Origin of the sequence: Duffyella gerundensis, assembly GCF_001517405.1 — a bacterium.
In the GTDB taxonomy this organism is placed as follows: Bacteria; Pseudomonadota; Gammaproteobacteria; order Enterobacterales; family Enterobacteriaceae; genus Duffyella; species Duffyella gerundensis.
Map to the genome: position 1 here is coordinate 409,604 of NZ_LN907827.1, position 24,162 is coordinate 433,765.

At 49.8% G+C, this 24,162-nt stretch carries 42 protein-coding genes; 40 read left to right on the forward strand and 2 right to left on the reverse strand.

The genetic code is table 11. The annotated features are described in order from the left end of the window. Positions 1-130: 130 nt before the first annotated feature. On the reverse strand, positions 131-349 hold the full coding sequence (locus tag EM595_RS01755) for a SlyX family protein (RefSeq protein WP_067427324.1): 219 nt from the start codon (positions 347-349) through the stop codon (positions 131-133). A 284-nt stretch (positions 350-633) separates the two neighbouring features. On the opposite strand from EM595_RS01755, the gene fkpA reads away from it, so the two are divergent. The 11 genes from fkpA to bfr all read left to right on the forward strand — a co-directional run bounded on the left by fkpA (position 634) and on the right by bfr (position 8,867). Further along, positions 634-1,467: an FKBP-type peptidyl-prolyl cis-trans isomerase gene (fkpA, locus tag EM595_RS01760; protein WP_067427325.1), complete on the forward strand. Its 834-nt coding sequence runs from the start codon at positions 634-636 to the stop codon at positions 1,465-1,467. 163 nt (positions 1,468-1,630) lie between these two features. Beyond that, positions 1,631-2,353: a helix-turn-helix transcriptional regulator gene (locus EM595_RS01765; protein WP_067427326.1), complete on the forward strand. Its 723-nt coding sequence runs from the start codon at positions 1,631-1,633 to the stop codon at positions 2,351-2,353. Further along, positions 2,353-2,736 carry a sulfurtransferase complex subunit TusD gene (tusD, locus tag EM595_RS01770; RefSeq protein ID WP_067427328.1) on the forward strand — a complete coding sequence of 128 codons (384 nt, stop codon included), beginning with the start codon at positions 2,353-2,355 and terminating at the stop codon, positions 2,734-2,736. The genes EM595_RS01765 and tusD overlap by 1 nt, the downstream gene beginning before the upstream one ends. Then, complete coding sequence (tusC, locus tag EM595_RS01775) at positions 2,736-3,095, forward strand: sulfurtransferase complex subunit TusC (RefSeq protein WP_067427330.1); 360 nt, start codon at positions 2,736-2,738, stop codon at positions 3,093-3,095. The genes tusD and tusC overlap by 1 nt, the downstream gene beginning before the upstream one ends. 11 nt (positions 3,096-3,106) lie before the next feature. After that, positions 3,107-3,394 (forward strand): sulfurtransferase complex subunit TusB, encoded by a 288-nt coding sequence (tusB, locus tag EM595_RS01780; RefSeq protein ID WP_067435069.1) that lies wholly within the window; start codon positions 3,107-3,109, stop codon positions 3,392-3,394. Positions 3,395-3,518: 124 nt separating this feature from the next. After that, positions 3,519-3,893: a 30S ribosomal protein S12 gene (rpsL, locus tag EM595_RS01785; protein ID WP_013204141.1), complete on the forward strand. Its 375-nt coding sequence runs from the start codon at positions 3,519-3,521 to the stop codon at positions 3,891-3,893. 96 nt (positions 3,894-3,989) lie between these two features. Next, positions 3,990-4,460, forward strand: coding sequence for a 30S ribosomal protein S7 (gene rpsG / locus EM595_RS01790; RefSeq protein ID WP_067427333.1), 471 nt, complete (start codon positions 3,990-3,992; stop codon positions 4,458-4,460). Between the two features lie 93 nt (positions 4,461-4,553). Next, positions 4,554-6,668 (forward strand): elongation factor G, encoded by a 2,115-nt coding sequence (gene fusA / locus EM595_RS01795; protein WP_067427335.1) that lies wholly within the window; start codon positions 4,554-4,556, stop codon positions 6,666-6,668. A gap of 70 nt (positions 6,669-6,738) precedes the next feature. After that, positions 6,739-7,923: an elongation factor Tu gene (tuf, locus tag EM595_RS01800; RefSeq protein ID WP_067427337.1), complete on the forward strand. Its 1,185-nt coding sequence runs from the start codon at positions 6,739-6,741 to the stop codon at positions 7,921-7,923. 180 nt (positions 7,924-8,103) lie between these two features. Further along, positions 8,104-8,298: a bacterioferritin-associated ferredoxin gene (gene bfd, locus EM595_RS20530; protein WP_071852472.1), complete on the forward strand. Its 195-nt coding sequence runs from the start codon at positions 8,104-8,106 to the stop codon at positions 8,296-8,298. A gap of 83 nt (positions 8,299-8,381) precedes the next feature. Next, positions 8,382-8,867: a bacterioferritin gene (gene bfr, locus EM595_RS01810; protein WP_067427341.1), complete on the forward strand. Its 486-nt coding sequence runs from the start codon at positions 8,382-8,384 to the stop codon at positions 8,865-8,867. Between the two features lies 1 nt (position 8,868). Here the strand turns inward: bfr and EM595_RS01815 are convergent, their stop codons facing one another. Next, positions 8,869-9,627, reverse strand: coding sequence for a prepilin peptidase (locus tag EM595_RS01815; protein WP_067427343.1), 759 nt, complete (start codon positions 9,625-9,627; stop codon positions 8,869-8,871). Positions 9,628-10,002: 375 nt separating this feature from the next. On the opposite strand from EM595_RS01815, the gene rpsJ reads away from it, so the two are divergent. The 29 genes from rpsJ to EM595_RS01955 all read left to right on the forward strand — a co-directional run bounded on the left by rpsJ (position 10,003) and on the right by EM595_RS01955 (position 24,121). After that, a complete protein-coding gene (gene rpsJ, locus EM595_RS01820; RefSeq protein WP_001181005.1) occupies positions 10,003-10,314 on the forward strand; it encodes a 30S ribosomal protein S10 in 312 nt (103 codons plus the stop codon). 32 nt (positions 10,315-10,346) lie between these two features. Continuing rightward, a complete protein-coding gene (rplC, locus tag EM595_RS01825) occupies positions 10,347-10,976 on the forward strand; it encodes a 50S ribosomal protein L3 (protein WP_067427345.1) in 630 nt (209 codons plus the stop codon). A 10-nt stretch (positions 10,977-10,986) separates the two neighbouring features. Next, complete coding sequence (gene rplD, locus EM595_RS01830) at positions 10,987-11,592, forward strand: 50S ribosomal protein L4 (protein ID WP_067427347.1); 606 nt, start codon at positions 10,987-10,989, stop codon at positions 11,590-11,592. Continuing rightward, positions 11,589-11,891 (forward strand): 50S ribosomal protein L23, encoded by a 303-nt coding sequence (gene rplW / locus EM595_RS01835; RefSeq protein WP_000617546.1) that lies wholly within the window; start codon positions 11,589-11,591, stop codon positions 11,889-11,891. The genes rplD and rplW overlap by 4 nt, the downstream gene beginning before the upstream one ends. A 17-nt stretch (positions 11,892-11,908) precedes the next feature. Next, entirely contained in the window at positions 11,909-12,730 is an 822-nt protein-coding gene (gene rplB, locus EM595_RS01840) for a 50S ribosomal protein L2 (RefSeq protein ID WP_067427349.1), read from the forward strand. Positions 12,731-12,746: 16 nt separating this feature from the next. Further along, on the forward strand, positions 12,747-13,025 hold the full coding sequence (rpsS, locus tag EM595_RS01845) for a 30S ribosomal protein S19 (RefSeq protein WP_004929772.1): 279 nt from the start codon (positions 12,747-12,749) through the stop codon (positions 13,023-13,025). Between the two features lie 14 nt (positions 13,026-13,039). Further along, positions 13,040-13,372: a 50S ribosomal protein L22 gene (gene rplV / locus EM595_RS01850; RefSeq protein WP_067427351.1), complete on the forward strand. Its 333-nt coding sequence runs from the start codon at positions 13,040-13,042 to the stop codon at positions 13,370-13,372. A 17-nt stretch (positions 13,373-13,389) separates the two neighbouring features. Beyond that, positions 13,390-14,088, forward strand: a complete 699-nt coding sequence (rpsC, locus tag EM595_RS01855; protein WP_067427353.1) for a 30S ribosomal protein S3 — start codon at positions 13,390-13,392, stop codon at positions 14,086-14,088. Positions 14,089-14,099: 11 nt separating this feature from the next. Beyond that, positions 14,100-14,510 carry a 50S ribosomal protein L16 gene (gene rplP, locus EM595_RS01860; protein ID WP_002438716.1) on the forward strand — a complete coding sequence of 137 codons (411 nt, stop codon included), beginning with the start codon at positions 14,100-14,102 and terminating at the stop codon, positions 14,508-14,510. Next, positions 14,510-14,701 carry a 50S ribosomal protein L29 gene (rpmC, locus tag EM595_RS01865; RefSeq protein WP_013204129.1) on the forward strand — a complete coding sequence of 64 codons (192 nt, stop codon included), beginning with the start codon at positions 14,510-14,512 and terminating at the stop codon, positions 14,699-14,701. The genes rplP and rpmC overlap by 1 nt, the downstream gene beginning before the upstream one ends. Next, a complete protein-coding gene (gene rpsQ, locus EM595_RS01870) occupies positions 14,701-14,955 on the forward strand; it encodes a 30S ribosomal protein S17 (protein ID WP_067427355.1) in 255 nt (84 codons plus the stop codon). Before rpmC ends, rpsQ begins: the two co-directional genes overlap by 1 nt. A gap of 167 nt (positions 14,956-15,122) precedes the next feature. Next, positions 15,123-15,494, forward strand: coding sequence for a 50S ribosomal protein L14 (gene rplN / locus EM595_RS01875; RefSeq protein ID WP_006120590.1), 372 nt, complete (start codon positions 15,123-15,125; stop codon positions 15,492-15,494). A gap of 10 nt (positions 15,495-15,504) precedes the next feature. Then, positions 15,505-15,819, forward strand: a complete 315-nt coding sequence (gene rplX / locus EM595_RS01880; protein ID WP_067427357.1) for a 50S ribosomal protein L24 — start codon at positions 15,505-15,507, stop codon at positions 15,817-15,819. Between the two features lie 14 nt (positions 15,820-15,833). Next, the gene (gene rplE, locus EM595_RS01885) at positions 15,834-16,373 is read left to right on the forward strand and encodes a 50S ribosomal protein L5 (RefSeq protein WP_067427359.1); all 540 of its coding nucleotides are present in this window, start codon (positions 15,834-15,836) and stop codon (positions 16,371-16,373) included. Between the two features lie 14 nt (positions 16,374-16,387). Continuing rightward, positions 16,388-16,693, forward strand: coding sequence for a 30S ribosomal protein S14 (gene rpsN, locus EM595_RS01890; protein WP_067427360.1), 306 nt, complete (start codon positions 16,388-16,390; stop codon positions 16,691-16,693). Between the two features lie 32 nt (positions 16,694-16,725). Next, positions 16,726-17,118: a 30S ribosomal protein S8 gene (rpsH, locus tag EM595_RS01895; protein ID WP_067427361.1), complete on the forward strand. Its 393-nt coding sequence runs from the start codon at positions 16,726-16,728 to the stop codon at positions 17,116-17,118. A 12-nt stretch (positions 17,119-17,130) separates the two neighbouring features. After that, a complete protein-coding gene (gene rplF, locus EM595_RS01900; protein ID WP_067427362.1) occupies positions 17,131-17,664 on the forward strand; it encodes a 50S ribosomal protein L6 in 534 nt (177 codons plus the stop codon). Between the two features lie 9 nt (positions 17,665-17,673). After that, positions 17,674-18,027, forward strand: coding sequence for a 50S ribosomal protein L18 (rplR, locus tag EM595_RS01905; RefSeq protein ID WP_067427363.1), 354 nt, complete (start codon positions 17,674-17,676; stop codon positions 18,025-18,027). A gap of 14 nt (positions 18,028-18,041) precedes the next feature. Further along, positions 18,042-18,542 (forward strand): 30S ribosomal protein S5, encoded by a 501-nt coding sequence (rpsE, locus tag EM595_RS01910; RefSeq protein ID WP_067427365.1) that lies wholly within the window; start codon positions 18,042-18,044, stop codon positions 18,540-18,542. A gap of 5 nt (positions 18,543-18,547) precedes the next feature. Beyond that, on the forward strand, positions 18,548-18,727 hold the full coding sequence (gene rpmD, locus EM595_RS01915) for a 50S ribosomal protein L30 (protein WP_067427367.1): 180 nt from the start codon (positions 18,548-18,550) through the stop codon (positions 18,725-18,727). Between the two features lie 3 nt (positions 18,728-18,730). Then, positions 18,731-19,165: a 50S ribosomal protein L15 gene (gene rplO / locus EM595_RS01920; RefSeq protein ID WP_067427369.1), complete on the forward strand. Its 435-nt coding sequence runs from the start codon at positions 18,731-18,733 to the stop codon at positions 19,163-19,165. Positions 19,166-19,172: 7 nt separating this feature from the next. Beyond that, a complete protein-coding gene (gene secY / locus EM595_RS01925; RefSeq protein ID WP_067427371.1) occupies positions 19,173-20,504 on the forward strand; it encodes a preprotein translocase subunit SecY in 1,332 nt (443 codons plus the stop codon). Positions 20,505-20,536: 32 nt separating this feature from the next. Continuing rightward, positions 20,537-20,653 (forward strand): 50S ribosomal protein L36, encoded by a 117-nt coding sequence (gene rpmJ / locus EM595_RS20535; RefSeq protein WP_004160566.1) that lies wholly within the window; start codon positions 20,537-20,539, stop codon positions 20,651-20,653. Between the two features lie 143 nt (positions 20,654-20,796). Then, positions 20,797-21,153 (forward strand): 30S ribosomal protein S13, encoded by a 357-nt coding sequence (gene rpsM / locus EM595_RS01930; protein ID WP_067427373.1) that lies wholly within the window; start codon positions 20,797-20,799, stop codon positions 21,151-21,153. A gap of 16 nt (positions 21,154-21,169) precedes the next feature. After that, on the forward strand, positions 21,170-21,559 hold the full coding sequence (gene rpsK, locus EM595_RS01935; RefSeq protein ID WP_004160563.1) for a 30S ribosomal protein S11: 390 nt from the start codon (positions 21,170-21,172) through the stop codon (positions 21,557-21,559). A gap of 31 nt (positions 21,560-21,590) precedes the next feature. Beyond that, entirely contained in the window at positions 21,591-22,211 is a 621-nt protein-coding gene (gene rpsD, locus EM595_RS01940) for a 30S ribosomal protein S4 (RefSeq protein ID WP_067427375.1), read from the forward strand. 25 nt (positions 22,212-22,236) lie between these two features. After that, positions 22,237-23,226 carry a DNA-directed RNA polymerase subunit alpha gene (locus tag EM595_RS01945; protein WP_067427376.1) on the forward strand — a complete coding sequence of 330 codons (990 nt, stop codon included), beginning with the start codon at positions 22,237-22,239 and terminating at the stop codon, positions 23,224-23,226. 40 nt (positions 23,227-23,266) lie between these two features. Then, a complete protein-coding gene (gene rplQ / locus EM595_RS01950; protein WP_067427377.1) occupies positions 23,267-23,653 on the forward strand; it encodes a 50S ribosomal protein L17 in 387 nt (128 codons plus the stop codon). A gap of 105 nt (positions 23,654-23,758) precedes the next feature. Then, the gene (locus EM595_RS01955; RefSeq protein ID WP_067427378.1) at positions 23,759-24,121 is read left to right on the forward strand and encodes a DnaJ family domain-containing protein; all 363 of its coding nucleotides are present in this window, start codon (positions 23,759-23,761) and stop codon (positions 24,119-24,121) included. Positions 24,122-24,162 lie beyond the last annotated feature (41 nt).

Genomic DNA, 24,162 nt, shown 5'->3' on the forward strand with positions numbered 1-24,162 from the left:
GCCACTCATTGCAGTGGCCTTTTTTTTGGCCTTTGAAAGCCGGTAGTATGTCAGCAAAATCGCTAACTGCGCACGGCTGAGCAGTCAGTGCCGCTAATGCAGCATAATCGCTGCATTAGCGGCAACAAAGTCAGTAGTGTGGTGGCGGCGTTTCTTCTGATTGCGACGCCATCAGTGAAGGTGCAGCGGCCTTGAGTTTCTCCAGCAATGCTCTGAGCTGCTCGCGCATTTTGCTCATCTCCAGCTCATGCTGAACCACGGTGTGATTAAGTTCTTCAATGGTGTGCTCCTGGAAAGCAAGCTTGCTCTCCAGCGCTTCCAGCCGCTGTTCAATCATTGATTGTTGCATACGCTTTCCTCATGTTACCGTGCCAGGCAATGTTTCAGGTTTGAAACCGCTAATTCTACGGGTTATTGGAATGGATTCATCCGTTACGGCCACTAATTTGCGCCGTATGGTTGAAAATAAGTGCCGTCGGTATCATCTATGTTGAAACTTCCGCCGTAAAATAGAGTCGGAAGTTAACCCGGTAAGTTAGGGTGGGAAGCGGTCAGATGCCGTCCCACATATAAAATTCAGGCTTCTGGTCTGTCATGATTCCCGAGGTGAGAGGCTTCGGTTTTGGAGAAAGGATGAAATCACTGTTTAAAGTTACATTGTTAGCTACCACTATGGCCGTCGCGCTGAATGCACCGCTGGCAATGGCAGCAGAATCCACCCCAGCTCAGCCCGCCGCCGATCAGGCTGCTGCGCCTCAGGCCCCTAAAAATAACGCCTTTAAAAATGACGATCAGCAGTCCGCTTATGCGCTGGGCGCATCGCTGGGCCGTTACATGGATAACTCGCTGAAAGAGCAAGAGAAGCTGGGTATCAACCTTGATAAGCAGCAGCTGATCTCTGGCGTGCAGGATGCCTTTGCTGGCAAGAGCAAATTATCCGATCAGGAAATTGAGCAGACCTTGCAGGCATTCGAAACCCGCGTTAAGGGCACTGCGCAGGCGAAGATGGAAAAAGACGCCACTGAAAACGCGACTAAAGGCAAAGCGTTTGCTGATAAATTTGCGAAAGAAAAGGGCGTTCAGAAAACCGATACAGGTCTGCTGTATCAAGTTGAGAAAGAAGGTACCGGTAACGTACCTAAAGACAGCGACACCGTTGTGGTGAACTACAAAGGTACGCTGATCGACGGCACCGAATTTGATAACTCTTATTCACGTGGCGAGCCGCTGTCATTCCGTCTTGACGGTGTGATTCCTGGCTGGACCGAAGGTCTGAAGCACGTTAAAAAAGGTGGCAAGATCAAGCTGGTCATTCCACCGGAACTGGCTTACGGCAAAAATGGCGTTCCGGGTATCCCGCCGAACTCCACGCTGGTATTTGACGTTGAACTGTTAGATATCAAGCAAGCACCAAAAGCCGATACCAAGGCACAGGCGCCAGCAGCCGAAGAGAAAAAAGCGAACTAATTTCTACCACCGCCGCATTTACTGCGGCGGTTTTGTTTTATCCCCACAAAAGCTCTGGCATAAGGCCAGGACATTTGCCAGACTAATGCCTGCGCGAAATATCTATTGTCGAGTCTGCCCTGCTGCGCCGAGACAGGCTCCAGCCATTTAGGGTAATCCTTTGATGTCCAATCCATTTAATCCTGGCGATTTAACTGACTCCGATCTGCTGGAGCAGCATCCTTTTGATCGGACCGACTACGACATTCTGAAATCCTACGAAGCGGTAGTGGACGGTCTGGCGATGCTGATTGGCTCGCATTGCGAAATCGTTCTGCATTCTCTGGAAGATCTCAAATGTTCGGCGGTGCGCATCGCGAATGGCGAACACACCGGGCGTAAAGTGGGATCACCGATTACCGATCTCGCGCTGCGCATGCTGCATGATATGACCGGGCAGGACAGTAACGTCTCCCGCGCCTATTTTACTCGTGCTAAAAGCGGCGTGCTGATGAAGTCGGTTACCATCGCGATCAGAAATCGCGATCAACGTGTTATCGGCCTGCTCTGTATCAATATGAACCTCGATGTGCCGTTCTCGCAGATTATGTCGACGTTTATGCCGCCTGAAATGCAGCAGGTGGACTCTTCGGTGAACTTTGCCTCTTCGGTGGAGGATTTGGTCACCCAAACGCTGGAGTTCACCATTGAAGAGGTTAGCGCCGACCGTAATGTGTCGAACAATGCAAAAAACCGTCAGGTAGTGCTGAATCTGTATGAGAAGGGCATTTTTGATATCAAAGATGCCATTAATCAGGTGGCTGATCGGCTCAACATTTCCAAGCACACGGTTTATCTTTATATCCGTCAGTTTAAAAACGACGATCTGCCTGCTCAGGAGAAGTAATGCGTTTTTCTCTGCTGGTAACCGGTCCGGCGTATGGCACGCAACAGGCGAGCAGTGCACTGCTGTTCGCGCGGGCGGTGCTGGCTGCTGGCCATCAGCTTACGAACGTCTTTTTTTATCGGGAAGGCGTTTTCAATGCGAATCAGCTAACCGCGCCGGCCAGCGACGAATGTGATCTGGTCCGAGCCTGGCAGCAGATTGGCGAGCAGGGTGTGGCGCTAAATGTCTGTGTAGCGGCAGCGCTGCGCCGTGGTGTGACGGATGCACAGGAGGCCGCTAATAACGGCTTGTCCGCGGCTAACCTGCAGCCAGGCTTTCAGCTGAGCGGCCTAGGCGAGCTTGCGCAGGCGGCGTTGACCTGCGATCGCATGGTGCAGTTTTAATGAACAGCGTAGCGATTGTCTTTAGCCAGCCCCCGCATGGTAGCAGTGCCGGCCGTGAAGGGTTGGATGCCGTATTAGCTATCTCTGCCCTCAGTGAAAACGTCGCGCTGTTTTTTATTGGCGACGGTGTTTTTCAATTGGTTCAGGGGCAACAGCCGCAACAGATATTGGCTCGTGACTATATTGCCACCTTTGGTGTGTTGCCTCTGTATGATGTGGAGCAGTGCTATCTATGCGCGCAATCACTAGCTGAACGAGGACTGAGGTCGGAGGATGTAAAAGTCCTGCCCGTTTCTCTACTCTCGGTAACCGAATGGCGCGATCGGCTGGCAAACTTTGACTGTGTGCTGAGTTTTTAAGGCGGCAAATGATGTTATTCACGCTTATGCGCTCACCTTATCAAATTGATTTGGATATTTTACTGCAAGCGTTAACGGCAGAAGATGCGTTGTTATTGCTGCAGGATGGCGTTACTGCCGCCGTTGAAAAGAGCCGCTTTTTACCTCGCCTGAAGGCGTGCGGTGCACAATTATATGTGTTGCAAGAGGATGTTGCGGCGCGCGGGCTTGTTGCTCAAATTTCAACCAACTTCGCTGTGATCGACTATAATGGTTTCGTTACGCTGACGATTAAGCACCAACAACAGGTTGCCTGGTAGCACGCGAAGCCTGGTTATTTCTTGACACCTTTTATGCTCAGCCCTAAAATTCTGCGTCCTCGTACTACTGCGAGGAGATTTATTACGTGTTTACGAAGCAAAAGCTAAAACCAGGAGCTATTTAATGGCAACAGTTAATCAGCTGGTACGCAAGCCACGCGCACGCAAAGTTGCTAAAAGCAACGTGCCTGCGCTGGAAGCATGCCCGCAGAAACGTGGCGTATGTACTCGTGTGTACACCACTACCCCTAAAAAACCGAACTCAGCACTGCGTAAAGTTTGTCGTGTGCGTCTGACCAACGGTTTTGAAGTGACTTCTTATATCGGTGGCGAAGGCCACAACCTGCAGGAACACTCCGTGATCCTGATCCGTGGCGGTCGTGTTAAAGACCTGCCAGGTGTGCGTTACCACACCGTTCGTGGCGCGCTGGACTGCTCAGGTGTTAAAGACCGTAAGCAATCCCGCTCCAAGTACGGCGTGAAGAAGCCAAAGGCTTAATGGTTCTCCGTTAAGTAAGGCCAAACGTTTTAACTTAAATGTCAAACTTAACTCGTAGAGTTTTGGACAATCCTGAATTAACAACGGAGTATTTCCATGCCACGTCGTCGCGTAATTGGTCAGCGTAAAATCCTGCCAGATCCTAAGTTCGGATCAGAATTGCTGGCCAAATTTGTAAATATCCTGATGGTAGATGGTAAAAAATCTACTGCAGAATCTATCGTCTATACCGCGCTTGATACCCTGGCTCAGCGTTCTGGTAAAGATGGTCTGGAAGCTTTCGAGGTTGCTCTCGAAAACGTACGTCCGACTGTAGAAGTTAAGTCACGTCGCGTTGGTGGTTCAACCTACCAGGTTCCAGTTGAAGTACGTCCGGTTCGTCGTAATGCCCTGGCAATGCGTTGGATCGTAGAAGCTGCTCGTAAACGCGGTGATAAATCTATGGCTCTGCGCCTGGCGAACGAACTTTCTGATGCTGCTGATAACAAAGGTACAGCAGTTAAGAAACGTGAAGACGTTCACCGTATGGCCGAAGCCAACAAGGCGTTCGCTCACTACCGCTGGTAATAGCCACGTAGTTGTTATTAACCCAGCGGGCGCTCAAATAGCCAACCCGCTGGGGTTTACTAACTTTGAACGTCCGAGAATCAGAGGAATCAAATGGCTCGTAAAACACCCATTGAGCGCTACCGTAACATTGGTATCAGCGCTCACATCGACGCCGGTAAGACTACTACTACCGAACGCGTTCTGTTCTACACCGGTGTAAACCACAAGATCGGTGAAGTACATGACGGCGCAGCAACCATGGACTGGATGGAGCAGGAACAGGAACGTGGTATCACCATCACTTCCGCTGCGACCACCTGTTTCTGGTCTGGTATGGCTAAGCAGTTCGAACCACACCACGTAAACATCATCGACACCCCAGGACACGTTGACTTCACCATCGAAGTAGAGCGTTCTATGCGTGTGCTTGATGGCGCGGTAATGGTTTACTGTGCAGTTGGCGGCGTTCAGCCACAGTCTGAAACCGTATGGCGTCAGGCTAACAAATACAAAGTTCCACGCATCGCGTTCGTTAACAAAATGGACCGCATGGGTGCTAACTTCCTGAAAGTTGTTGATCAGATGCAAACTCGTCTGGGCGCAACTCCGGTGCCACTGCAACTGGCTATCGGCGCAGAAGAGAAATTCACCGGTGTTGTTGACCTGGTGAAAATGAAAGCCATCAACTGGAACGAAGCCGATCAGGGCGTCACCTTCGAATACGAAGATATTCCAGCTGACATGCAGGAACTGGCTGAAGAATGGCGTGCGAAACTCGTTGAAGCCGCAGCTGAAGGCTCTGATGAGCTGATGGAGAAGTTCTTTGGTGGCGATGAGCTGACTGAAGAAGAGATCAAAACTTCTCTGCGTAAGCGCGTTCTGAACAACGAAATCATCCTGGTTACCTGTGGTTCTGCATTTAAGAACAAAGGTGTTCAGGCGATGTTGGATGCGGTTGTTGAATACCTGCCAGCACCGACTGACGTTACTGCAATCAACGGTATGTTGGACGACGGTAAAGATACTCCAGCTGTTCGTCACTCAGACGACAAAGAGCCGTTTGCTGCTCTGGCGTTTAAAATTGCAACCGACCCATTCGTGGGTAACTTGACCTTCTTCCGCGTTTACTCTGGTGTTGTAAACTCAGGCGATACCGTGTTCAACCCGGTTAAATCTGCTCGTGAGCGTCTGGGCCGTATCGTTCAGATGCACGCCAACAAGCGTGAAGAAATCAAAGAAGTTCGTGCAGGCGACATCGCTGCAGCAATCGGTCTGAAAGATGTGACTACGGGTGACACCCTGTGTGATCCAGATAACGTCATCATCCTGGAGCGTATGGAGTTCCCAGAGCCGGTAATCTCTATCGCCGTTGAGCCGAAAACCAAAGCTGACCAGGAAAAAATGGGTCTGGCTCTGGGTCGTCTGGCGAAGGAAGATCCATCATTCCGCGTATGGACTGATGAAGAAACCAACCAGACTATCATCGCTGGTATGGGTGAGCTGCACCTCGACATCATCGTTGACCGCATGAAGCGTGAATTCAACGTTGAAGCTAACGTGGGTAAACCTCAGGTTGCTTACCGCGAAGCGATTCGCGCGAAAGTTACTGATATCGAAGGTAAACACGCCAAGCAGTCTGGTGGTCGTGGTCAGTATGGTCATGTTGTTATCGACATGTACCCTCTGGAGCCGGGTGTGAACCCTAAAGGCTACGAATTTGTCAACGATATCAAAGGCGGTGTGATTCCAACTGAATACATCCCTGCGGTTGATAAAGGCCTCCAGGAGCAGCTGAAATCAGGTCCACTGGCAGGTTATCCGGTAGTCGATCTGGGTGTTCGTCTACACTATGGTTCATACCATGATGTCGACTCCTCAGAACTGGCGTTTAAACTGGCTGCGTCTATTGCCTTTAAACAAGGCTTTAAACAAGCGAAACCAGTTCTGCTTGAACCTATCATGAAGGTTGAAGTTGAATCGCCAGAAGAGAACACGGGTGATGTCATCGGTGACCTTAGCCGTCGTCGTGGTGTGCTCAAAGGGCAGGAATCTAACGCTACTGGCGTTCAGATTCACGCTGAAGTTCCGTTGTCTGAAATGTTCGGATACGCAACTCAGCTGCGTTCTCTGACCAAAGGTCGTGCTTCTTACTCCATGGAGTTCCTGAAGTATGATGATGCGCCGAACAACGTTGCGCAGGCCGTTATTGAAGCTCGTAGCAAATAAGCTACAGTTTTAAACTATTGATCCTATGCTCTCATCAACGGATGAGAGCATTAAAGTAAGGAATATCGTCGTGGCTAAAGAAAAATTTGAACGTAAAAAACCCCACGTCAACGTTGGTACTATCGGCCACGTTGACCACGGTAAAACTACCCTGACTGCAGCAATCACCACCGTTCTGGCGAAAACCTACGGCGGTTCTGCTCGTGCATTCGATCAGATCGATAACGCACCGGAAGAAAAAGCACGTGGTATCACCATCAACACGTCTCACGTTGAGTATGATACCCCGACTCGCCACTACGCGCACGTTGACTGCCCGGGCCACGCCGACTATGTGAAAAACATGATCACCGGTGCTGCCCAGATGGACGGCGCAATCCTGGTTGTTGCTGCGACTGACGGCCCAATGCCGCAGACCCGTGAGCACATCCTGCTGGGTCGCCAGGTTGGCGTTCCTTACATCATCGTGTTCATGAACAAGTGCGACATGGTTGATGATGAAGAGCTGCTGGAACTGGTTGAGATGGAAGTACGTGACCTGCTGTCACAGTACGACTTCCCGGGCGACGACACGCCAATCGTTCACGGTTCAGCGCTGAAAGCACTGGAAGGTGACGCTGAGTGGGAAGCGAAAATCATCGAGCTGGCCGGTCACCTGGATAACTACATCCCGGAACCAGAGCGCGCAATCGACAAGCCGTTCCTGCTGCCAATCGAAGACGTGTTCTCAATCTCAGGTCGCGGTACCGTTGTGACCGGTCGTGTAGAGCGCGGCATCGTTAAAGTCGGCGAAGAAGTTGAAATCGTGGGTATCAAGGATACCGTGAAATCAACCTGTACCGGCGTTGAGATGTTCCGTAAGCTGCTGGACGAAGGCCGTGCGGGCGAAAACTGCGGTATCCTGCTGCGCGGCGTTAAGCGCGAAGATATCCAGCGTGGACAGGTACTGGCCAAGCCGGGCACCATCAAGCCACACACCCAGTTCGAATCAGAAGTGTACATCCTGTCGAAAGACGAAGGCGGCCGTCATACTCCGTTCTTCAAGGGCTACCGTCCACAGTTCTACTTCCGTACAACTGACGTGACCGGAACCATCGAGCTGCCGGAAGGCGTTGAGATGGTAATGCCAGGCGACAACATCAAAATGGTTGTTACCCTGATCCACCCAATCGCTATGGACGATGGTCTGCGCTTCGCAATTCGCGAAGGCGGCCGTACCGTTGGCGCGGGCGTTGTTGCTAAAGTTATCGCTTAATCGCATAACCAGGCATGGCCGTTTTAAAACGGCCAATGACAGAAAAGAGCACTTCGGTGCTCTTTTTTTTTGCCAAATTACATAGCTACTCATCAGCAGAAGATCAGAACGTCTCAGCATGTTTGTAATGGAAACGATTATTATTTACACTTAACCCAGGCTGGGTTTAAGGGTAGTCCAATGTATATCTGCCTGTGTAACGGCATAAGTGACAAGAAGATTCGCGAAGCTATTCGCCGCTATCAGCCTGCCTCTGTACAACATCTCCGTAAAATTCTGCCTGTTGGTAAACAGTGTGGAAAATGTTTGCGCGCCACGCGTGAAATTCTTGATGAAGAGTTGCAGCACATTCCTCAGTACAAAGAACTTCTCTGACTATACCCACACATTTCATCCAGCTTTTTTGACTTCTTTTTAACCGCTTCTACGCTGTTATAAACAGGATGAGGAGGAAAGCGATGAAAGGTGACAATAAAATCATACAGCATCTCAATAAATTACTTGGAAATGAGCTGGTTGCGATAAATCAGTATTTCCTTCATGCCAGAATGTTTAAAAACTGGGGCCTGATGCGCTTAAATGATATTGAGTATCATGAGTCCATTGATGAGATGAAGCATGCTGACCAATACATTGAACGTATCCTTTTTTTAGACGGCATACCCAATCTTCAGGATCTTGGCAGGCTACGTATTGGCGAAGACGTCGAAGAGATGTTGAGATCGGATTTATTGCTGGAGCTTGAGGGAGCAAAAGACCTGAGGGAAGCCATTGCTTACGCCGATAAGGTTTTCGATTATGTTAGTCGTGACATGATGATCAAGATACTTGCTGATGAAGAACACCACATCGATTTTATTGAAACAGAACTCGATCTGCTTCAGAAAATTGGGCTGCAAAATTACCTGCAAGCCCAGATAAAAAGCGAAGGAAAGGGCGAGTGATTCAAAATTTTATGAACATGATGATCCAGCCGGCAACTGCAAGATAAGGCCCAAAGGGTTGCCTGCTGAACATCACGTTGCGCTTTGCTTTGTGAAAAAATGATATAGCTAGTGTGCCCGCAATACCTAATCCCGCCGCAAGCAAGGCTATTTCTGGTAGCAATGCCCAACCATGCCAGGCGCCCAGAGCCGCAAACAGTTTCACATCACCATAGCCCATACCCGATGAACCACGAACGATTTGCCAGCCTTCAGCTAAAAACGCAAACGCAAGATAGCCCACTGTTGCTCCTGCGATGGCATCAACAGCCGTGAGCTGATTGTGCAAACTGTGAAAAATTAATCCTGCCCATAAAAAGGGGAGGGTCAGGATATCTGGTAAAACTCCATAACGACGGTCAATATCTGCCAGCAAAAGCAGCATCAGCGTATAACTGCCCATCCACAACTGCATCTCAAGACCGGCAATTAGCCAGTACTGCACTACAAGCAGCAAGCTAGAAATGTATTCGAGTAACAATAGAGTGAATGGCAGGGGCTGCGAGCAGTAGCGACATTTCCCGCGTAGCAGCAGCCAACTGATCCCCGGAATCAATTCTCGCCAGCGTAGCTGATGTAAACAGTGTGCACAGTGTGAGGCAGGGGAGAGCAGATAACGTAGCCACTCACGATAATTATTGGCGAGAGAATATCGCTCCGTGGCCAAAGCCAGAAAACTGCCCAACAGCATGCCAACAAGGCCAAAGAGTAATACGCTCATGCCACCTCCTATTAATGTAAGTGGCGAAGATAAGTCGAGATAAGACTTCAGCCAAACGCTAAAGTGCCGCTATGCGTCGCGACTCGAATGAAACATCTCGCAGATGCGAGCCATTACAAAGTGACCTGCGTTGCATTCAAAAAGTGATTTAAGCTGGCTGCATGGGTTGCTTCCTGAGCTGATTTACGTATAATGCGCGGGCTTGCCAATATTAGCAGGCGCGATTCGAGCAGAATCGCAGGTGCTGTCGATATGATGTCGCCTGACAATACTCCCAATTGTGGAGTTATATGCTGAACGATTACACTCCCCCATCAATCGCAATGGGGTGCGAGTAGTAATTTTTTTCGTTTATAAAATTGGAGCTCTGGTCTCATGCAGAACCAAAGAATCCGTATCCGTCTTAAAGCGTTTGATCATCGTCTGATCGATCAATCAACCGCGGAAATCGTTGAGACTGCCAAGCGCACTGGTGCGCAGGTTCGTGGTCCGATCCCGCTGCCGACCCGTAAAGAGCGCTTTACCGTTCTGATCTCTCCGCACGTTAACAAAGACGCGCGTGATCAGTACGAGATCCGCACTCATAAGCGTCTGGTTGACATCGTTGAGCCAACTGAGAAAACCGTTGATGCTCTGATGCGTCTGGATCTGGCTGCCGGTGTAGACGTGCAGATCAGCCTGGGTTAATCAGGCCACCGAGCGATTGAGAGGTTGAAACAATGATTGGTTTAGTCGGTAAAAAAGTGGGTATGACCCGCATCTTCACTGAAGATGGCGTTTCTATCCCAGTAACCGTAATCGAAGTTGAAGCAAACCGCGTTACTCAGGTCAAAGGTCTGGAGAACGATGGTTACCAAGCTATTCAGGTCACTACCGGCGTTAAGAAAGCAAGCCGTGTAACTAAGCCTGAAGCAGGTCATTTTGCTAAAGCTGGCGTTGAAGCTGGCCGTGGTCTGTGGGAATTCCTTACCGTTGAAGGTGAAGAATACACCGTAGGTCAGAGCATCAGTGTTGAAATTTTCGCTGACGTTAAGAAAGTTGACGTGACTGGTACGTCCAAAGGTAAAGGTTTTGCCGGTACTGTAAAGCGCTGGAACTTCCGTACCCAGGATGCCACCCACGGTAACTCCTTGTCACACCGCGTTCCGGGTTCTATCGGTCAGAACCAGACTCCGGGCAAAGTGTTCAAAGGCAAAAAAATGGCTGGTCAGCTGGGTAATGAGCGCGTAACCGTTCAGAGCCTGGACGTAGTACGTGTTGACGCTGAGCGCAACCTGCTGCTGGTGAAAGGTGCTGTCCCCGGTGCAACCGGTGGCGATCTGATCGTTAAACCAGCTGTGAAGGCGTGAGGAGATAGGAATGGAATTGGTATTGAAAGACGCGCAAAGCGCGCTGACTGTTTCCGAAACTACCTTCGGTCGTGATTTCAACGAAGCGCTGGTACATCAGGTTGTTGTTGCTTATGCAGCAGGCGCCCGTCAAGGTACTCGTGCTCAGAAGACCCGCGCTGAAGTAACTGGTTCTGGCAAAAAGCCATGGCGCCAGAAAGGCACCGGCCGTGCGCGTGCAGGTTCTGTAAAGAGCCCAATCTGGCGTTCTGGTGGTGTGACCTTTGCTGCAAAGCCACAGGATCACAGTCAAAAAGTTAACAAAAAGATGTACCGCGGCGCGCTGAAAAGCATCCTGTCCGAACTGGTACGTCAAGATCGTCTGATCGTTGTCGAGAAGTTTTCTCTGGAAGCGCCTAAAACTAAGCTGCTTGTAGAAAAACTGAAAGACATGGCTCTGGAAGACGTACTGATCATCACTGGCGAACTGGAAGAGAATCTGTTCCTGGCCGCTCGCAACCTGTACAAGGTTGATGTTCGTGATGCAGCCGGTATTGATCCAGTTAGCCTGATCGCCTTCGACAAAGTCGTTATGACTGCTGACGCAGTTAAGCAAGTTGAGGAGATGCTGGCATGATCCGTGAAGAACGTCTGCTAAAAGTACTGCGCGCGCCGCACGTATCAGAAAAAGCGTCTACTGCGATGGAAAAAACAAATACCATCGTTCTCAAAGTTGCAAAAGACGCGACCAAGGCAGAAATCAAAGCCGCTGTACAGAAACTTTTCGAAGTGGAAGTTGAAGTCGTTAACACCCTGGTTGTTAAAGGGAAAGTTAAACGTCATGGACAGCGTATTGGTCGTCGTAGCGACTGGAAAAAAGCTTACGTCACCCTGAAAGAAGGCCAGAATCTGGACTTCGTCGGCGGCGCAGAGTAAGTCGGAGGAGAGAAACAATGGCAATTGTTAAATGTAAACCGACATCTCCGGGTCGTCGCCATGTAGTTAAAGTGGTGAACCAGGAGCTGCACAAGGGCAAACCATTCGCCCCGCTGCTTGAGAAAAACAGCAAATCTGGCGGCCGCAACAACAACGGTCGCATCACTACTCGTCATATCGGTGGTGGTCACAAGCAGGCTTACCGTATTGTTGACTTTAAACGCAACAAAGATGGTATCCCGGCAGTTGTTGAACGTCTTGAGTACGATCCGAACCGCTCAGCGAACATCGCTCTGGTTCTGTACAAAGATGGCGAACGCCGTTACATCCTGGCCCCTAAAGGCCTGAAAGCTGGCGACCAGATTCAGTCTGGCGTTGATGCTGCGATCAAAGCAGGTAACACTCTGCCGATGCGTAACATCCCAGTAGGTTCAACTGTTCACAACGTAGAAATGAAACCAGGCAAAGGCGGTCAGATTGCTCGCTCAGCTGGTACTTACGTGCAGATCGTTGCGCGCGAAGGTTCCTACGTTACCCTGCGTCTGCGTTCTGGTGAAATGCGTAAAGTCGAATCCGACTGCCGCGCTACCCTTGGCGAAGTCGGCAATGCAGAGCATATGCTCCGCGTTCTGGGTAAAGCAGGTGCAGCTCGCTGGCGTGGTATTCGTCCGACCGTTCGTGGTACTGCGATGAACCCAGTTGATCACCCGCACGGTGGTGGTGAAGGTCGTAACTTTGGTAAGCATCCGGTGTCCCCATGGGGCCTCCAGACCAAAGGTAAGAAGACCCGTAGCAACAAGCGTACTGATAAATTTATCGTACGTCGCCGTAGCAAATAAAATTAGAGGATAAGCCATGCCACGTTCTCTCAAGAAAGGTCCTTTTATTGACCTGCACTTGCTGAAGAAGGTAGAGAAAGCGGTGGAAAGCGGTGACAAGAAGCCCCTGCGCACTTGGTCCCGTCGTTCAACGATCTTTCCAAACATGATCGGTTTGACCATCGCTGTCCATAATGGTCGTCAGCACGTTCCAGTTTTTGTTTCCGATGAAATGGTCGGTCACAAGCTGGGTGAATTTGCGCCGACTCGTACTTATCGCGGTCACGCGGCTGATAAAAAAGCCAAGAAACGCTAAGGCAGGAGGAAGAGATGGAAACTTTAGCTCAACATCGCCACGCTCGTTCTTCTGCTCAAAAGGTTCGCCTTGTGGCTGACCTGATTCGCGGTAAGAAAGTGTCGCAGGCTCTGGACATTTTGACCTACACCAACAAGAAAGCGGCTGTACTGGTCAAGAAAGTACTTGAATCTGCCATTGCTAACGCCGAACACAACGATGGCGCTGATATCGATGATCTGAAAGTCGCGAAAATTTTCGTCGACGCAGGCCCAAGCATGAAGCGCATTATGCCGCGTGCAAAAGGTCGTGCAGATCGTATCCTGAAGCGCACCAGCCACATTACTGTGGTTGTGTCCGATCGCTGAGACTCTGGAGACTAGCAATGGGTCAGAAAGTACATCCTAATGGTATTCGCCTGGGTATTGTAAAGCCCTGGAACTCTACCTGGTTCGCGAATACCAAAGAATTCGCTGACAACCTGGACAGCGATTTTAAAGTTCGTCAGTTTTTGACTAAAGAACTGTCAAAAGCGTCTGTCTCTCGTATCGTAATCGAGCGTCCGGCTAAGAGCATCCGTGTGACTATTCACACCGCTCGCCCGGGCATCGTAATCGGTAAGAAAGGCGAAGACGTCGAGAAACTGCGTGCGGTCGTAGCAAATATTGCTGGCGTCCCTGCACAGATCAATATCGCTGAAATCCGTAAGCCGGAACTGGACGCTAAATTGGTTGCTGACAGCATCACTTCACAGCTGGAGCGTCGTGTGATGTTCCGTCGTGCTATGAAGCGTGCTGTACAGAACGCAATGCGTCTGGGCGCTAAAGGTATCAAAGTTGAAGTTAGCGGCCGTCTGGGCGGCGCCGAGATCGCACGTACTGAATGGTACCGTGAAGGTCGCGTGCCGTTGCATACTCTGCGTGCTGACATCGACTACAACACCTCTGAAGCGCACACTACTTATGGTGTAATCGGCGTTAAGGTATGGATCTTCAAAGGCGAGATCCTGGGTGGTATGGCTGCTGTTGAACAACCGGAACCGGCTGCTCAACCTAAAAAGCAGCAGCGTAAAGGCCGTAAGTAAGGAGAGTCGCTATGTTACAACCAAAGCGTACAAAATTCCGTAAAGTGCATAAAGGCCGCAACCGTGGTCTGGCGCAGGGTACGGATGTTAGCTTCGGGACTTTCGGTCTGAAAGCTGTTGGCCGTGGTCGTCTGACTGCCCGTCAGATCGAAGCAGCACGTCGTGCTATGACCCGTGCAGTTAAGCGTCAAGGTAAAATTTGGATCCGTGTATTCCCGGACAAACCAATTACTGAGAAGCCGCTCGAAGTGCGTATGGGTAAAGGTAAGGGTAACGTTGAGTATTGGGTTGCCCTAATCCAACCGGGCAAAGTCCTGTATGAAATGGACGGCGTTCCGGAAGAGCTTGCCCGTGAAGCCTTCAAGCTGGCAGCAGCAAAACTGCCTATCAAAACCACCTTTGTAACTAAGACGGTGATGTAATGAAAGCAACTGAGCTGCGTGAAAAAAGCGTTGAAGAGCTCAACACTGAGCTGCTTAACCTGCTGCGTGAGCAGTTTAACCTGCGCATGCAGGCAGCATCTGGCCAGCTGCAACAGTCTCATCTGTTGAAGCAAGTTCGCCGTGATGTTGCACGCGTTAAGACTTTACTGACTGAGAAGGCGGGTGCGTAATGACCGATAAAATCCGTACTCTGCAGGGTCGTGTGATCAGTGACAAGATGCAGAAATCTGCTGTTGTTGCTATCGAGCGTTTCGTGAAACACCCAATCTACGGTAAATTCATTAAGCGTACGACTAAGCTGCACATCCACGACGAGAACAATGAATGCGGTATCGGCGACGTGGTTGAAATCCGCGAATGCCGTCCGCTGTCCAAGACTAAGTCATGGACACTGGTTCGCGTTGTAGAGAAAGCGATTCTGTAATAGAATCTGCCCTCTTAAAAAATAAAATAAACGGCTCAGTCGAGCCGTTTATTTTTTCTACCCAAATTGGGGAACCGGTGTTATAATGCCGCGCCTTCAATTATGGGGCTATCAATCGACCTGTTTCTAGGTCCCGAAGTAGTAGTTGACATTAGCGGAGCACTAAAATGATCCAAGAACAGACTATGCTGAACGTCGCCGACAACTCCGGTGCACGTCGCGTAATGTGTATCAAGGTTCTGGGTGGCTCGCACCGTCGCTACGCAGGCGTAGGCGACATCATCAAAGTTACCATCAAGGAAGCAATTCCTCGCGGTAAAGTTAAGAAAGGTGATGTGCTTAAGGCGGTAGTGGTGCGCACCAGGAAGGGTGTTCGTCGCCCTGACGGTTCTGTCATTCGCTTCGATGGCAATGCATGCGTTATTTTAAATAATAACAGTGAGCAGCCTATCGGTACGCGTATTTTTGGGCCGGTAACTCGTGAGCTTCGTACTGAAAAGTTCATGAAAATTATCTCTCTGGCACCAGAAGTACTCTAAGGAGCGAGCAATGGCAGCTAAAATCCGTCGCGATGACGAAGTTATCGTGCTGACCGGTAAAGATAAAGGTAAGCGCGGTAAAGTAAAAAATGTCCTGTCTTCTGGTAAGGTCATTGTTGAAGGTATCAACCTGGTTAAGAAGCATCAGAAGCCGGTTCCGGCTACAAACCAGGCGGGTGGCATTGTTGAGAAAGAAGCCGCAATTCAGGTTTCCAACCTTGCAATCTTCAACACGGCAACTGGTAAGGCTGACCGTGTAGGCTTTAGATTTGAAGACGGAAAAAAAGTCCGTTTCTTTAAATCAAACAGCGAAACTATCAAGTAATTTGGAGTAGTACGATGGCGAAACTGCATGATTACTACAAAGACGAAGTAGTTAACAAACTCATGACTGAGTTTGGCTACGCTTCTGTCATGCAAGTCCCTCGGGTCGAGAAGATCACCCTGAACATGGGTGTTGGTGAAGCGATCGCTGACAAGAAGCTGCTGGATAATGCAGTAGCTGACTTGGCAGCAATCTCCGGTCAAAAGCCGTTAGTCACCAAAGCACGCAAATCAGTTGCAGGCTTCAAAATCCGTCAGGGCTATCCGATCGGCTGTAAAGTAACTCTGCGTGGCGAGCGCATGTGGGAGTTCTTTGAGCGTCTGGTCACTATTGCTGTTCCACGTATTCGTGACTTCCGTGGCTTGTCCGCTAAGTCATTCGATGGTCGTGGTAACTACAGCATGGGCGTCCGTGAGCAGATCATCTTCCCAGAAATCGACTATGACAAAGTCGATCGCGTTCGTGGTTTGGATATTACCATCACCACTACTGCGAAATCTGACGATGAAGGCCGTGCTCTGCTGGCCGCCTTTGAATTCCCGTTCCGCAAGTAAGGTAGGGTTACTTAATGGCTAAGCAATCAATGAAAGCACGCGAAGTTAAGCGTGAGAAATTAGCAGACAAATTCTTCGCAAAGCGCGTTGAGCTGAAAGCTATCATTTCTGATGTGAACGCTTCTGACGAAGATCGTTGGAATGCTGTTCTCAAGCTGCAGTCTCTGCCGCGTGATTCCAGCCCGTCCCGTCAGCGTAACCGCTGCCGCCAAACTGGTCGTCCGCATGCTTTCCTGCGGAAGTTCGGGTTGAGCCGTATCAAGGTCCGTGAAGCCGCTATGCGCGGTGAGATCCCGGGTCTTAAAAAGGCTAGCTGGTAATTGTCACCATTTGAATCACGGGAGTTATACTGATGAGCATGCAAGATCCGATCGCGGATATGCTGACCCGTATCCGTAACGGTCAGGCCGCGAACAAAGTCGCGGTCATTATGCCTTCCTCCAAGCTGAAAGTGGCAATTGCCAACGTGCTGAAGGAAGAAGGCTATATTGAAGATTTTAAAATCGAAGGCGACATCAAGCCTGAACTGGAACTGACTCTTAAGTATTTCCAGGGCAAGGCTGTGGTAGAGAGCATTCAACGTGTTAGTCGCCCAGGTCTGCGCATCTATAAGCGCAAAGACGAACTGCCAAAAGTTATGGCAGGTTTGGGCATCGCGGTTGTTTCTACCTCTAAAGGTGTTATGACTGATCGTGCAGCGCGCCAAGCTGGTCTTGGTGGCGAAATTATCTGCTACGTAGCTTAATCGGAGGAAGAAATGTCTCGTGTTGCTAAAGCACCTGTCGCTATTCCTGCCGGCGTAGAGGTAAAACTCAACGGTCAGGTTATTTCGATTAAAGGTAAAAACGGCGAGCTGATTCGTACTATCAATGATGCTGTTGAAGTTAAACAAGCTGACAACACGCTGACCTTCGCTCCGCGCGATGGTTACGTTGACGGCTGGGCGCAGGCGGGTACTACTCGTGCGCTGATGAACTCAATGGTTATCGGTGTTACCGAAGGCTTCACTAAGAAGCTGCAGCTGGTTGGTGTAGGTTATCGTGCGGCCGTTAAGGGCGACGTGGTGAATTTGTCTCTGGGCTTTTCTCACCCTGTTGAACACGCGCTGCCGGCAGGCATCTCTGCAGAATGTCCAACTCAAACTGAAATCGTACTGAAAGGTGCAGATAAGCAGTTGATTGGCCAGGTTGCAGCTGATTTGCGCGCCTACCGTCGTCCTGAGCCTTATAAAGGCAAGGGTGTTCGTTACGCCGACGAAGTCGTGCGTACCAAAGAGGCTAAGAAGAAGTAAGGTAACACTATGGATAAGAAATCTGCTCGTATCCGTCGTGCGACCCGCGCACGTCGCAAGCTCAAAGAGCTGGGTGCTACTCGCCTGGTGGTACATCGTACCCCGCGTCACATTTACGCACAGGTAATCGCACCGAACGGTTCTGAAGTTTTGGTTGCTGCTTCTACTGTAGAAAAAGCTATCACTGAACAACTGAAGTACACCGGTAACAAAGACGCTGCAGCTGCTGTGGGCAAAGCCATTGCAGAGCGCGCAATTGAGAAAGGCATCACTGGTGTCTCTTTCGACCGTTCCGGGTTCCAATATCATGGTCGCGTCCAGGCACTGGCAGATGCTGCCCGTGAAGCTGGCCTTCAGTTCTAAGGTAGAGGTCTAAGATGGCACACATCGAGAAACAAGCTGGTGAACTGCAGGAAAAACTGATCGCGGTAAACCGTGTATCTAAAACTGTTAAAGGCGGTCGTATCTTCTCCTTCACAGCACTGACTGTTGTAGGCGACGGTAATGGTCGTATCGGTTTTGGTTACGGTAAAGCGCGTGAAGTTCCAGCAGCGATCCAGAAAGCGATGGAAAAAGCCCGTCGCAATATGATTAACGTCGCGCTGACGCACGGTACCCTGCAACACCCGGTTAAAGGTGTTCACACGGGTTCTCGCGTGTTCATGCAGCCAGCTTCCGAAGGTACCGGTATCATCGCCGGTGGTGCAATGCGCGCCGTTCTGGAAGTTGCTGGAGTTCATAACGTTCTGGCCAAAGCATATGGTTCCACTAACCCGATTAACGTGGTGCGTGCAACTATTGATGGCCTGGCGAATATGAATTCTCCAGAAATGGTCGCTGCCAAGCGTGGTAAATCCGTTGAAGAAATTCTGGGGTAATCACCATGGCAAACACTATTAAAATTACACAAACCCGTAGTTCGATCGGCCGTCTGCCTAAACACAAGGCAACGCTGCTTGGCCTGGGTCTGCGTCGTATTGGTCATACCGTTGAGCGTGAAGATACGCCTGCTGTTCGCGGTATGGTTAACGCGATTTCCTACATGGTTAAAGTGGAGGAGTAAGAGATGCGTTTAAATACTCTGTCTCCGGCCGAAGGATCTAAACACGCTTCTAAGCGTCTGGGTCGTGGTATCGGTTCGGGCCTCGGCAAAACCGGTGGTCGTGGTCACAAAGGTCAGAACTCACGTTCTGGCGGTGGCGTACGTCGCGGTTTTGAGGGCGGTCAGATGCCTCTGTATCGTCGTCTGCCAAAATTTGGCTTCACTTCTCGCAAAGCAATGGTGACGGCTGAAGTTCGTCTCTCTGACCTGGCGAAAGTAGAAGGCGGTATTGTAGACCTGAACACGCTGAAAGCAGCGAATATTATTGGTGTACAGATTGAGTTCGCTAAGGTGTTTTTGTCTGGCGAAGTTACTACACCAGTAACAATTCGTGGCCTGCGTGTAACGAAAGGCGCTCGTGCTGCAATCGAAGCTGCTGGCGGAAAAATCGAGGAATAAGTAGCAGATGGCTAAACAACCGGGATTAGATTTTCAAAGTGCCAAGGGTGGGCTGGGTGAACTGAAACGCAGACTGTTGTTTGTAATTGGTGCACTTATTGTCTTCCGTATTGGCTCTTTTATTCCGATCCCTGGTATTGATGCCACTGTACTTGCCAAACTGCTTGAGCAACAGCGTGGCACCATCATTGAAATGTTTAACATGTTCTCTGGTGGTGCTTTAAGCCGTGCTTCTATCTTTGCTCTGGGAATCATGCCCTATATTTCGGCATCGATTATTATCCAGTTGCTAACTGTGGTTCATCCTGCATTAGCTGAAATAAAGAAAGAAGGGGAGGCTGGCCGTCGTAAGATTAGTCAGTACACTCGTTACGGTACGTTGGTACTTGCCATATTCCAGGCGATCGGTATTGCTACTGGTTTGCCCAATATGGCGGGAATGCAGGGCCTGGTGATGAATCCAGGCTTTGCTTTCTATTTTACCGCTGTTGTGAGCTTGGTTACGGGAACAATGTTTCTCATGTGGCTGGGTGAACAGATTACTGAGCGCGGTATCGGAAACGGTATTTCAATCATAATCTTTGCTGGTATCGTTGCGGGTTTACCGCCGGCCATTGGCCATACCATCGAGCAAGCAAGGCAAGGTGACCTGCACTTCCTCCTGTTGCTGTTGGTTGCAGTTCTCGTATTTGCAGTGACCTTCTTCGTTGTTTACGTAGAGCGTGGTCAACGCCGCATTGTGGTGAACTATGCGAAACGTCAGCAAGGCCGTCGTGTCTATGCTGCTCAGAGCACGCATTTGCCGCTGAAAGTTAATATGGCAGGGGTTATCCCGGCTATTTTTGCTTCCAGTATTATTCTGTTCCCGGCAACTATTGCTCAGTGGTTCGGCGGCAGTACCGGTTGGAACTGGTTAGCAACTATTACAATGTATTTGCAACCAGGTCAGCCGCTATATGTGCTACTCTATGCGACTGCGATCATCTTCTTCTGTTTCTTCTATACGGCGTTGGTTTTCAACCCACGTGAAACAGCAGATAACCTGAAGAAGTCTGGTGCATTTGTACCAGGAATTCGTCCGGGAGAGCAAACGGCGAAGTATATCGATAAAGTAATGACTCGACTGACCTTAATCGGCGCTCTGTATATTACTTTTATCTGCCTTATCCCGGAGTTCATGCGTGATGCGATGAAAGTTCCTTTCTACTTTGGCGGTACGTCACTGCTTATTGTAGTAGTTGTCATCATGGACTTTATGGCTCAAGTGCAAACTCTAATGATGTCAAGTCAGTACGAGTCTGCATTGAAGAAAGCAAACCTGAAGGGCTACGGCCGTTAATTCAGGCGCTTGAGAAGTTACGGAGAGTAAAAATGAAAGTTCGTGCTTCCGTCAAGAAATTATGTCGTAACTGCAAAATCATTCGTCGCGACGGCGTCGTACGTGTGATTTGTAGCGCCGAGCCAAAGCATAAACAGCGCCAAGGCTGATTTTCACATATTTTTCTTGCAAAGTCGGGTTGAGCTGGCTAGATTAGCCAGCCAATCTTTTGTATGTCTATGCGTTTCCATTTGAGTATCCTGAAAACGGGCTTTTCGGCATGGAACGTATATATTTTTTATAGGAGTGCATAGTGGCCCGTATAGCAGGCATTAACATTCCTGATCAAAAACATACCGTAATCGCTTTAACATCGATCTATGGTATCGGCAAGACTCGTTCACAAGCTATCTGCGTTGAAACGGGTATCGCTGAAAATGTTAAGATCAGTGAGTTATCTGAAGAGCAAATCGACTTGCTGCGTGATGCAGTCGCGAAGTTCGTCGTCGAAGGCGACCTGCGCCGTGAAGTCACCCTGAGCATCAAACGTCTTATGGACCTTGGTTGCTATCGTGGTTTGCGTCATCGTCGTGGTCTTCCGGTTCGCGGCCAGCGTACCAAGACCAACGCTCGTACCCGTAAGGGTCCGCGCAAACCGATCAAGAAATAATCGGGGTGATTGAATAATGGCAAAGGCACCAGTTCGTGCACGTAAGCGTGTAAGAAAGCAAGTCTCCGACGGCGTGGCACATGTCCATGCTTCTTTTAACAACACCATCGTTACTATCACTGATCGTCAGGGTAACGCACTGGGTTGGGCAACCGCCGGTGGTTCCGGTTTCCGCGGTTCACGTAAATCTACCCCGTTCGCTGCTCAGGTTGCTGCAGAGCGCTGTGCAGAAGCGGTAAAAGATTACGGTATTAAGAACCTGGAAGTTATGGTTAAGGGTCCGGGTCCGGGTCGCGAATCAACGATTCGTGCTCTGAACGCCGCTGGTTTCCGCATCACGAATATTACTGATGTGACTCCGATCCCTCATAACGGTTGTCGTCCGCCGAAAAAACGCCGCGTATAACGCTCGTTTTTAGGATAGTTGGAGAAAGAAAATGGCAAGATATTTGGGTCCTAAGCTCAAGCTGAGCCGTCGTGAGGGCACAGATTTATTCCTTAAATCTGGCGTTCGTGCGATTGACACCAAGTGTAAAATTGATCAAGCGCCTGGTCAGCACGGAGCGCGTAAACCGCGTCTGTCTGATTACGGCGGTCAGTTACGTGAAAAGCAAAAAGTACGTCGCATTTATGGCGTTCTTGAGCGTCAGTTCCGTAACTATTATAAAGAAGCAGCACGTCTGAAAGGCAACACAGGTGAAAATCTGCTGGCTCTGCTTGAAGGCCGTCTTGATAACGTAGTTTATCGTATGGGTTTTGGTGCCACTCGTGCAGAAGCACGCCAGTTGGTAAGCCATAAATCCGTCATGGTTAACGGCCGCGTTGTTAACATCGCTTCTTATCAGGTAACTCCGAATGACGTTGTTAGCATCCGTGAGAAAGCCAAAAAGCAATCTCGCGTGAAAGCCGCTCTGGAGCTGGCTGAGCAGCGTGAAAAGCCAACCTGGCTGGAAGTTGATGCTACTAAGATGGAAGGTGTGTTCAAGCGTATTCCTGAGCGTACCGATCTGTCTGCGGACATTAACGAACACCTGATCGTCGAGCTTTACTCTAAGTAAAGCTTAGTACCAAAGAGAGGACACAATGCAGGGTTCTGTGACAGAGTTTCTAAAACCGCGCCTGGTAGATATCGAGCAAGTCAGTTCGACGCACGCCAAGGTGACCCTTGAGCCTTTAGAGCGTGGCTTTGGCCATACTCTTGGTAACGCACTGCGCCGTATTCTGCTTTCATCCATGCCGGGTTGCGCGGTGACCGAGGTTGAAATTGATGGTGTACTTCATGAGTACAGCACCAAAGAGGGAGTACAGGAAGATATCCTGGAAATCCTGCTCAACCTGAAAGGGCTGGCGGTAAGAGTTCAGGGTAAAGATGAGGTTATTCTTACTCTGAATAAATCTGGCATTGGCCCTGTGACTGCAGCCGACATTACCCATGACGGTGATGTCGAAATCGTCAAGCCGCAGCACGTGATCTGCCATCTGACCGATGACAACGCATCTATTAATATGCGTATCAAAGTTCAGCGTGGCCGTGGTTATGTGCCGGCGTCTGCCCGAATTCATTCGGAAGAAGATGAGCGCCCGATCGGCCGCCTGTTGGTTGACGCCTGTTACAGCCCTGTAGACCGTATCGCCTACAATGTTGAAGCAGCGCGTGTAGAACAGCGCACCGACCTGGACAAGCTGGTCATCGAAATGGAAACCAACGGCACAATCGATCCTGAAGAGGCGATTCGTCGTGCGGCAACCATTCTGGCTGAACAACTTGAAGCTTTTGTCGACCTACGTGATGTACGTCAACCAGAAGTTAAAGAAGAAAAACCAGAATTCGATCCGATCCTGCTGCGCCCTGTTGACGATCTGGAATTGACTGTCCGCTCTGCTAACTGCCTTAAGGCAGAAGCTATCCACTACATCGGTGATCTGGTGCAGCGTACTGAAGTTGAGCTCCTTAAAACGCCTAACTTGGGTAAAAAATCTCTTACTGAGATTAAAGATGTGTTGGCATCACGTGGTCTTTCTCTGGGCATGCGCCTTGAGAACTGGCCGCCAGCCAGCATTGCTGATGAATAAACCGATCACAGGTTAAGGTTTCACTGAGAAGGATAAGGTCATGCGCCATCGTAAGAGTGGTCGTCAACTGAACCGCAACAGCAGCCATCGTCAGGCTATGTTTCGCAACATGGCTGGCTCTCTGGTTCGTCATGAGATCATCAAGACGACCCTGCCGAAAGCGAAAGAGCTGCGTCGTGTAGTTGAGCCGCTGATTACACTTGCCAAGACCGACAGCGTAGCTAATCGTCGTCTGGCATTCGCCCGCACTCGTGATAACGAGATCGTGGCAAAACTGTTTAATGAACTTGGCCCGCGTTTCGCGAGCCGCGCAGGTGGTTACACTCGTATTCTTAAGTGTGGCTTCCGTGCTGGTGACAACGCTCCGATGGCTTACATCGAACTCGTTGATCGTCCAGAAGTTCAAGCAGAAGCTGCTGCAGAGTAATCTGTAGCTACTTGGAAAAACCCGCTCCGGCGGGTTTTTTTATATCTTTATTATGGCGGTACGCTAACCTGAGCCAGTCACGTCTCTTTTTTCAGGGGGTAATATATGTGGTTAATTGACCAACTTGCTGAAGAGCATATTCGTAAAGCACTGGCTGAAGGTGAACTCGATAATCTACCTGGTGCTGGCATGCCACTTCAGATAGAGGATGATAGCCATGTCCCTCAGGAGTTACGCGCGTCTTATCGAATACTAAAAAATGCAGGTTTTTTGCCGCCAGAACTTCAGTTGCGTCGCGAAGCCATGGAGTTAAATGAATTATTAGAAAGTTGCCAGCTTGAAAATCCGCAATACGCACACTATCTTAAGCGTCTGCAAGTCGTGGAGTTAACGTTGCGTCAGGCAGGAATGAATACCGAGTTTCTCTATGGTGATTATGCCGCGAGTTTACGCAACCGTATGAAATAATCATCTGCACTAAATTGTTCAGATGACATCCATTTTAAACA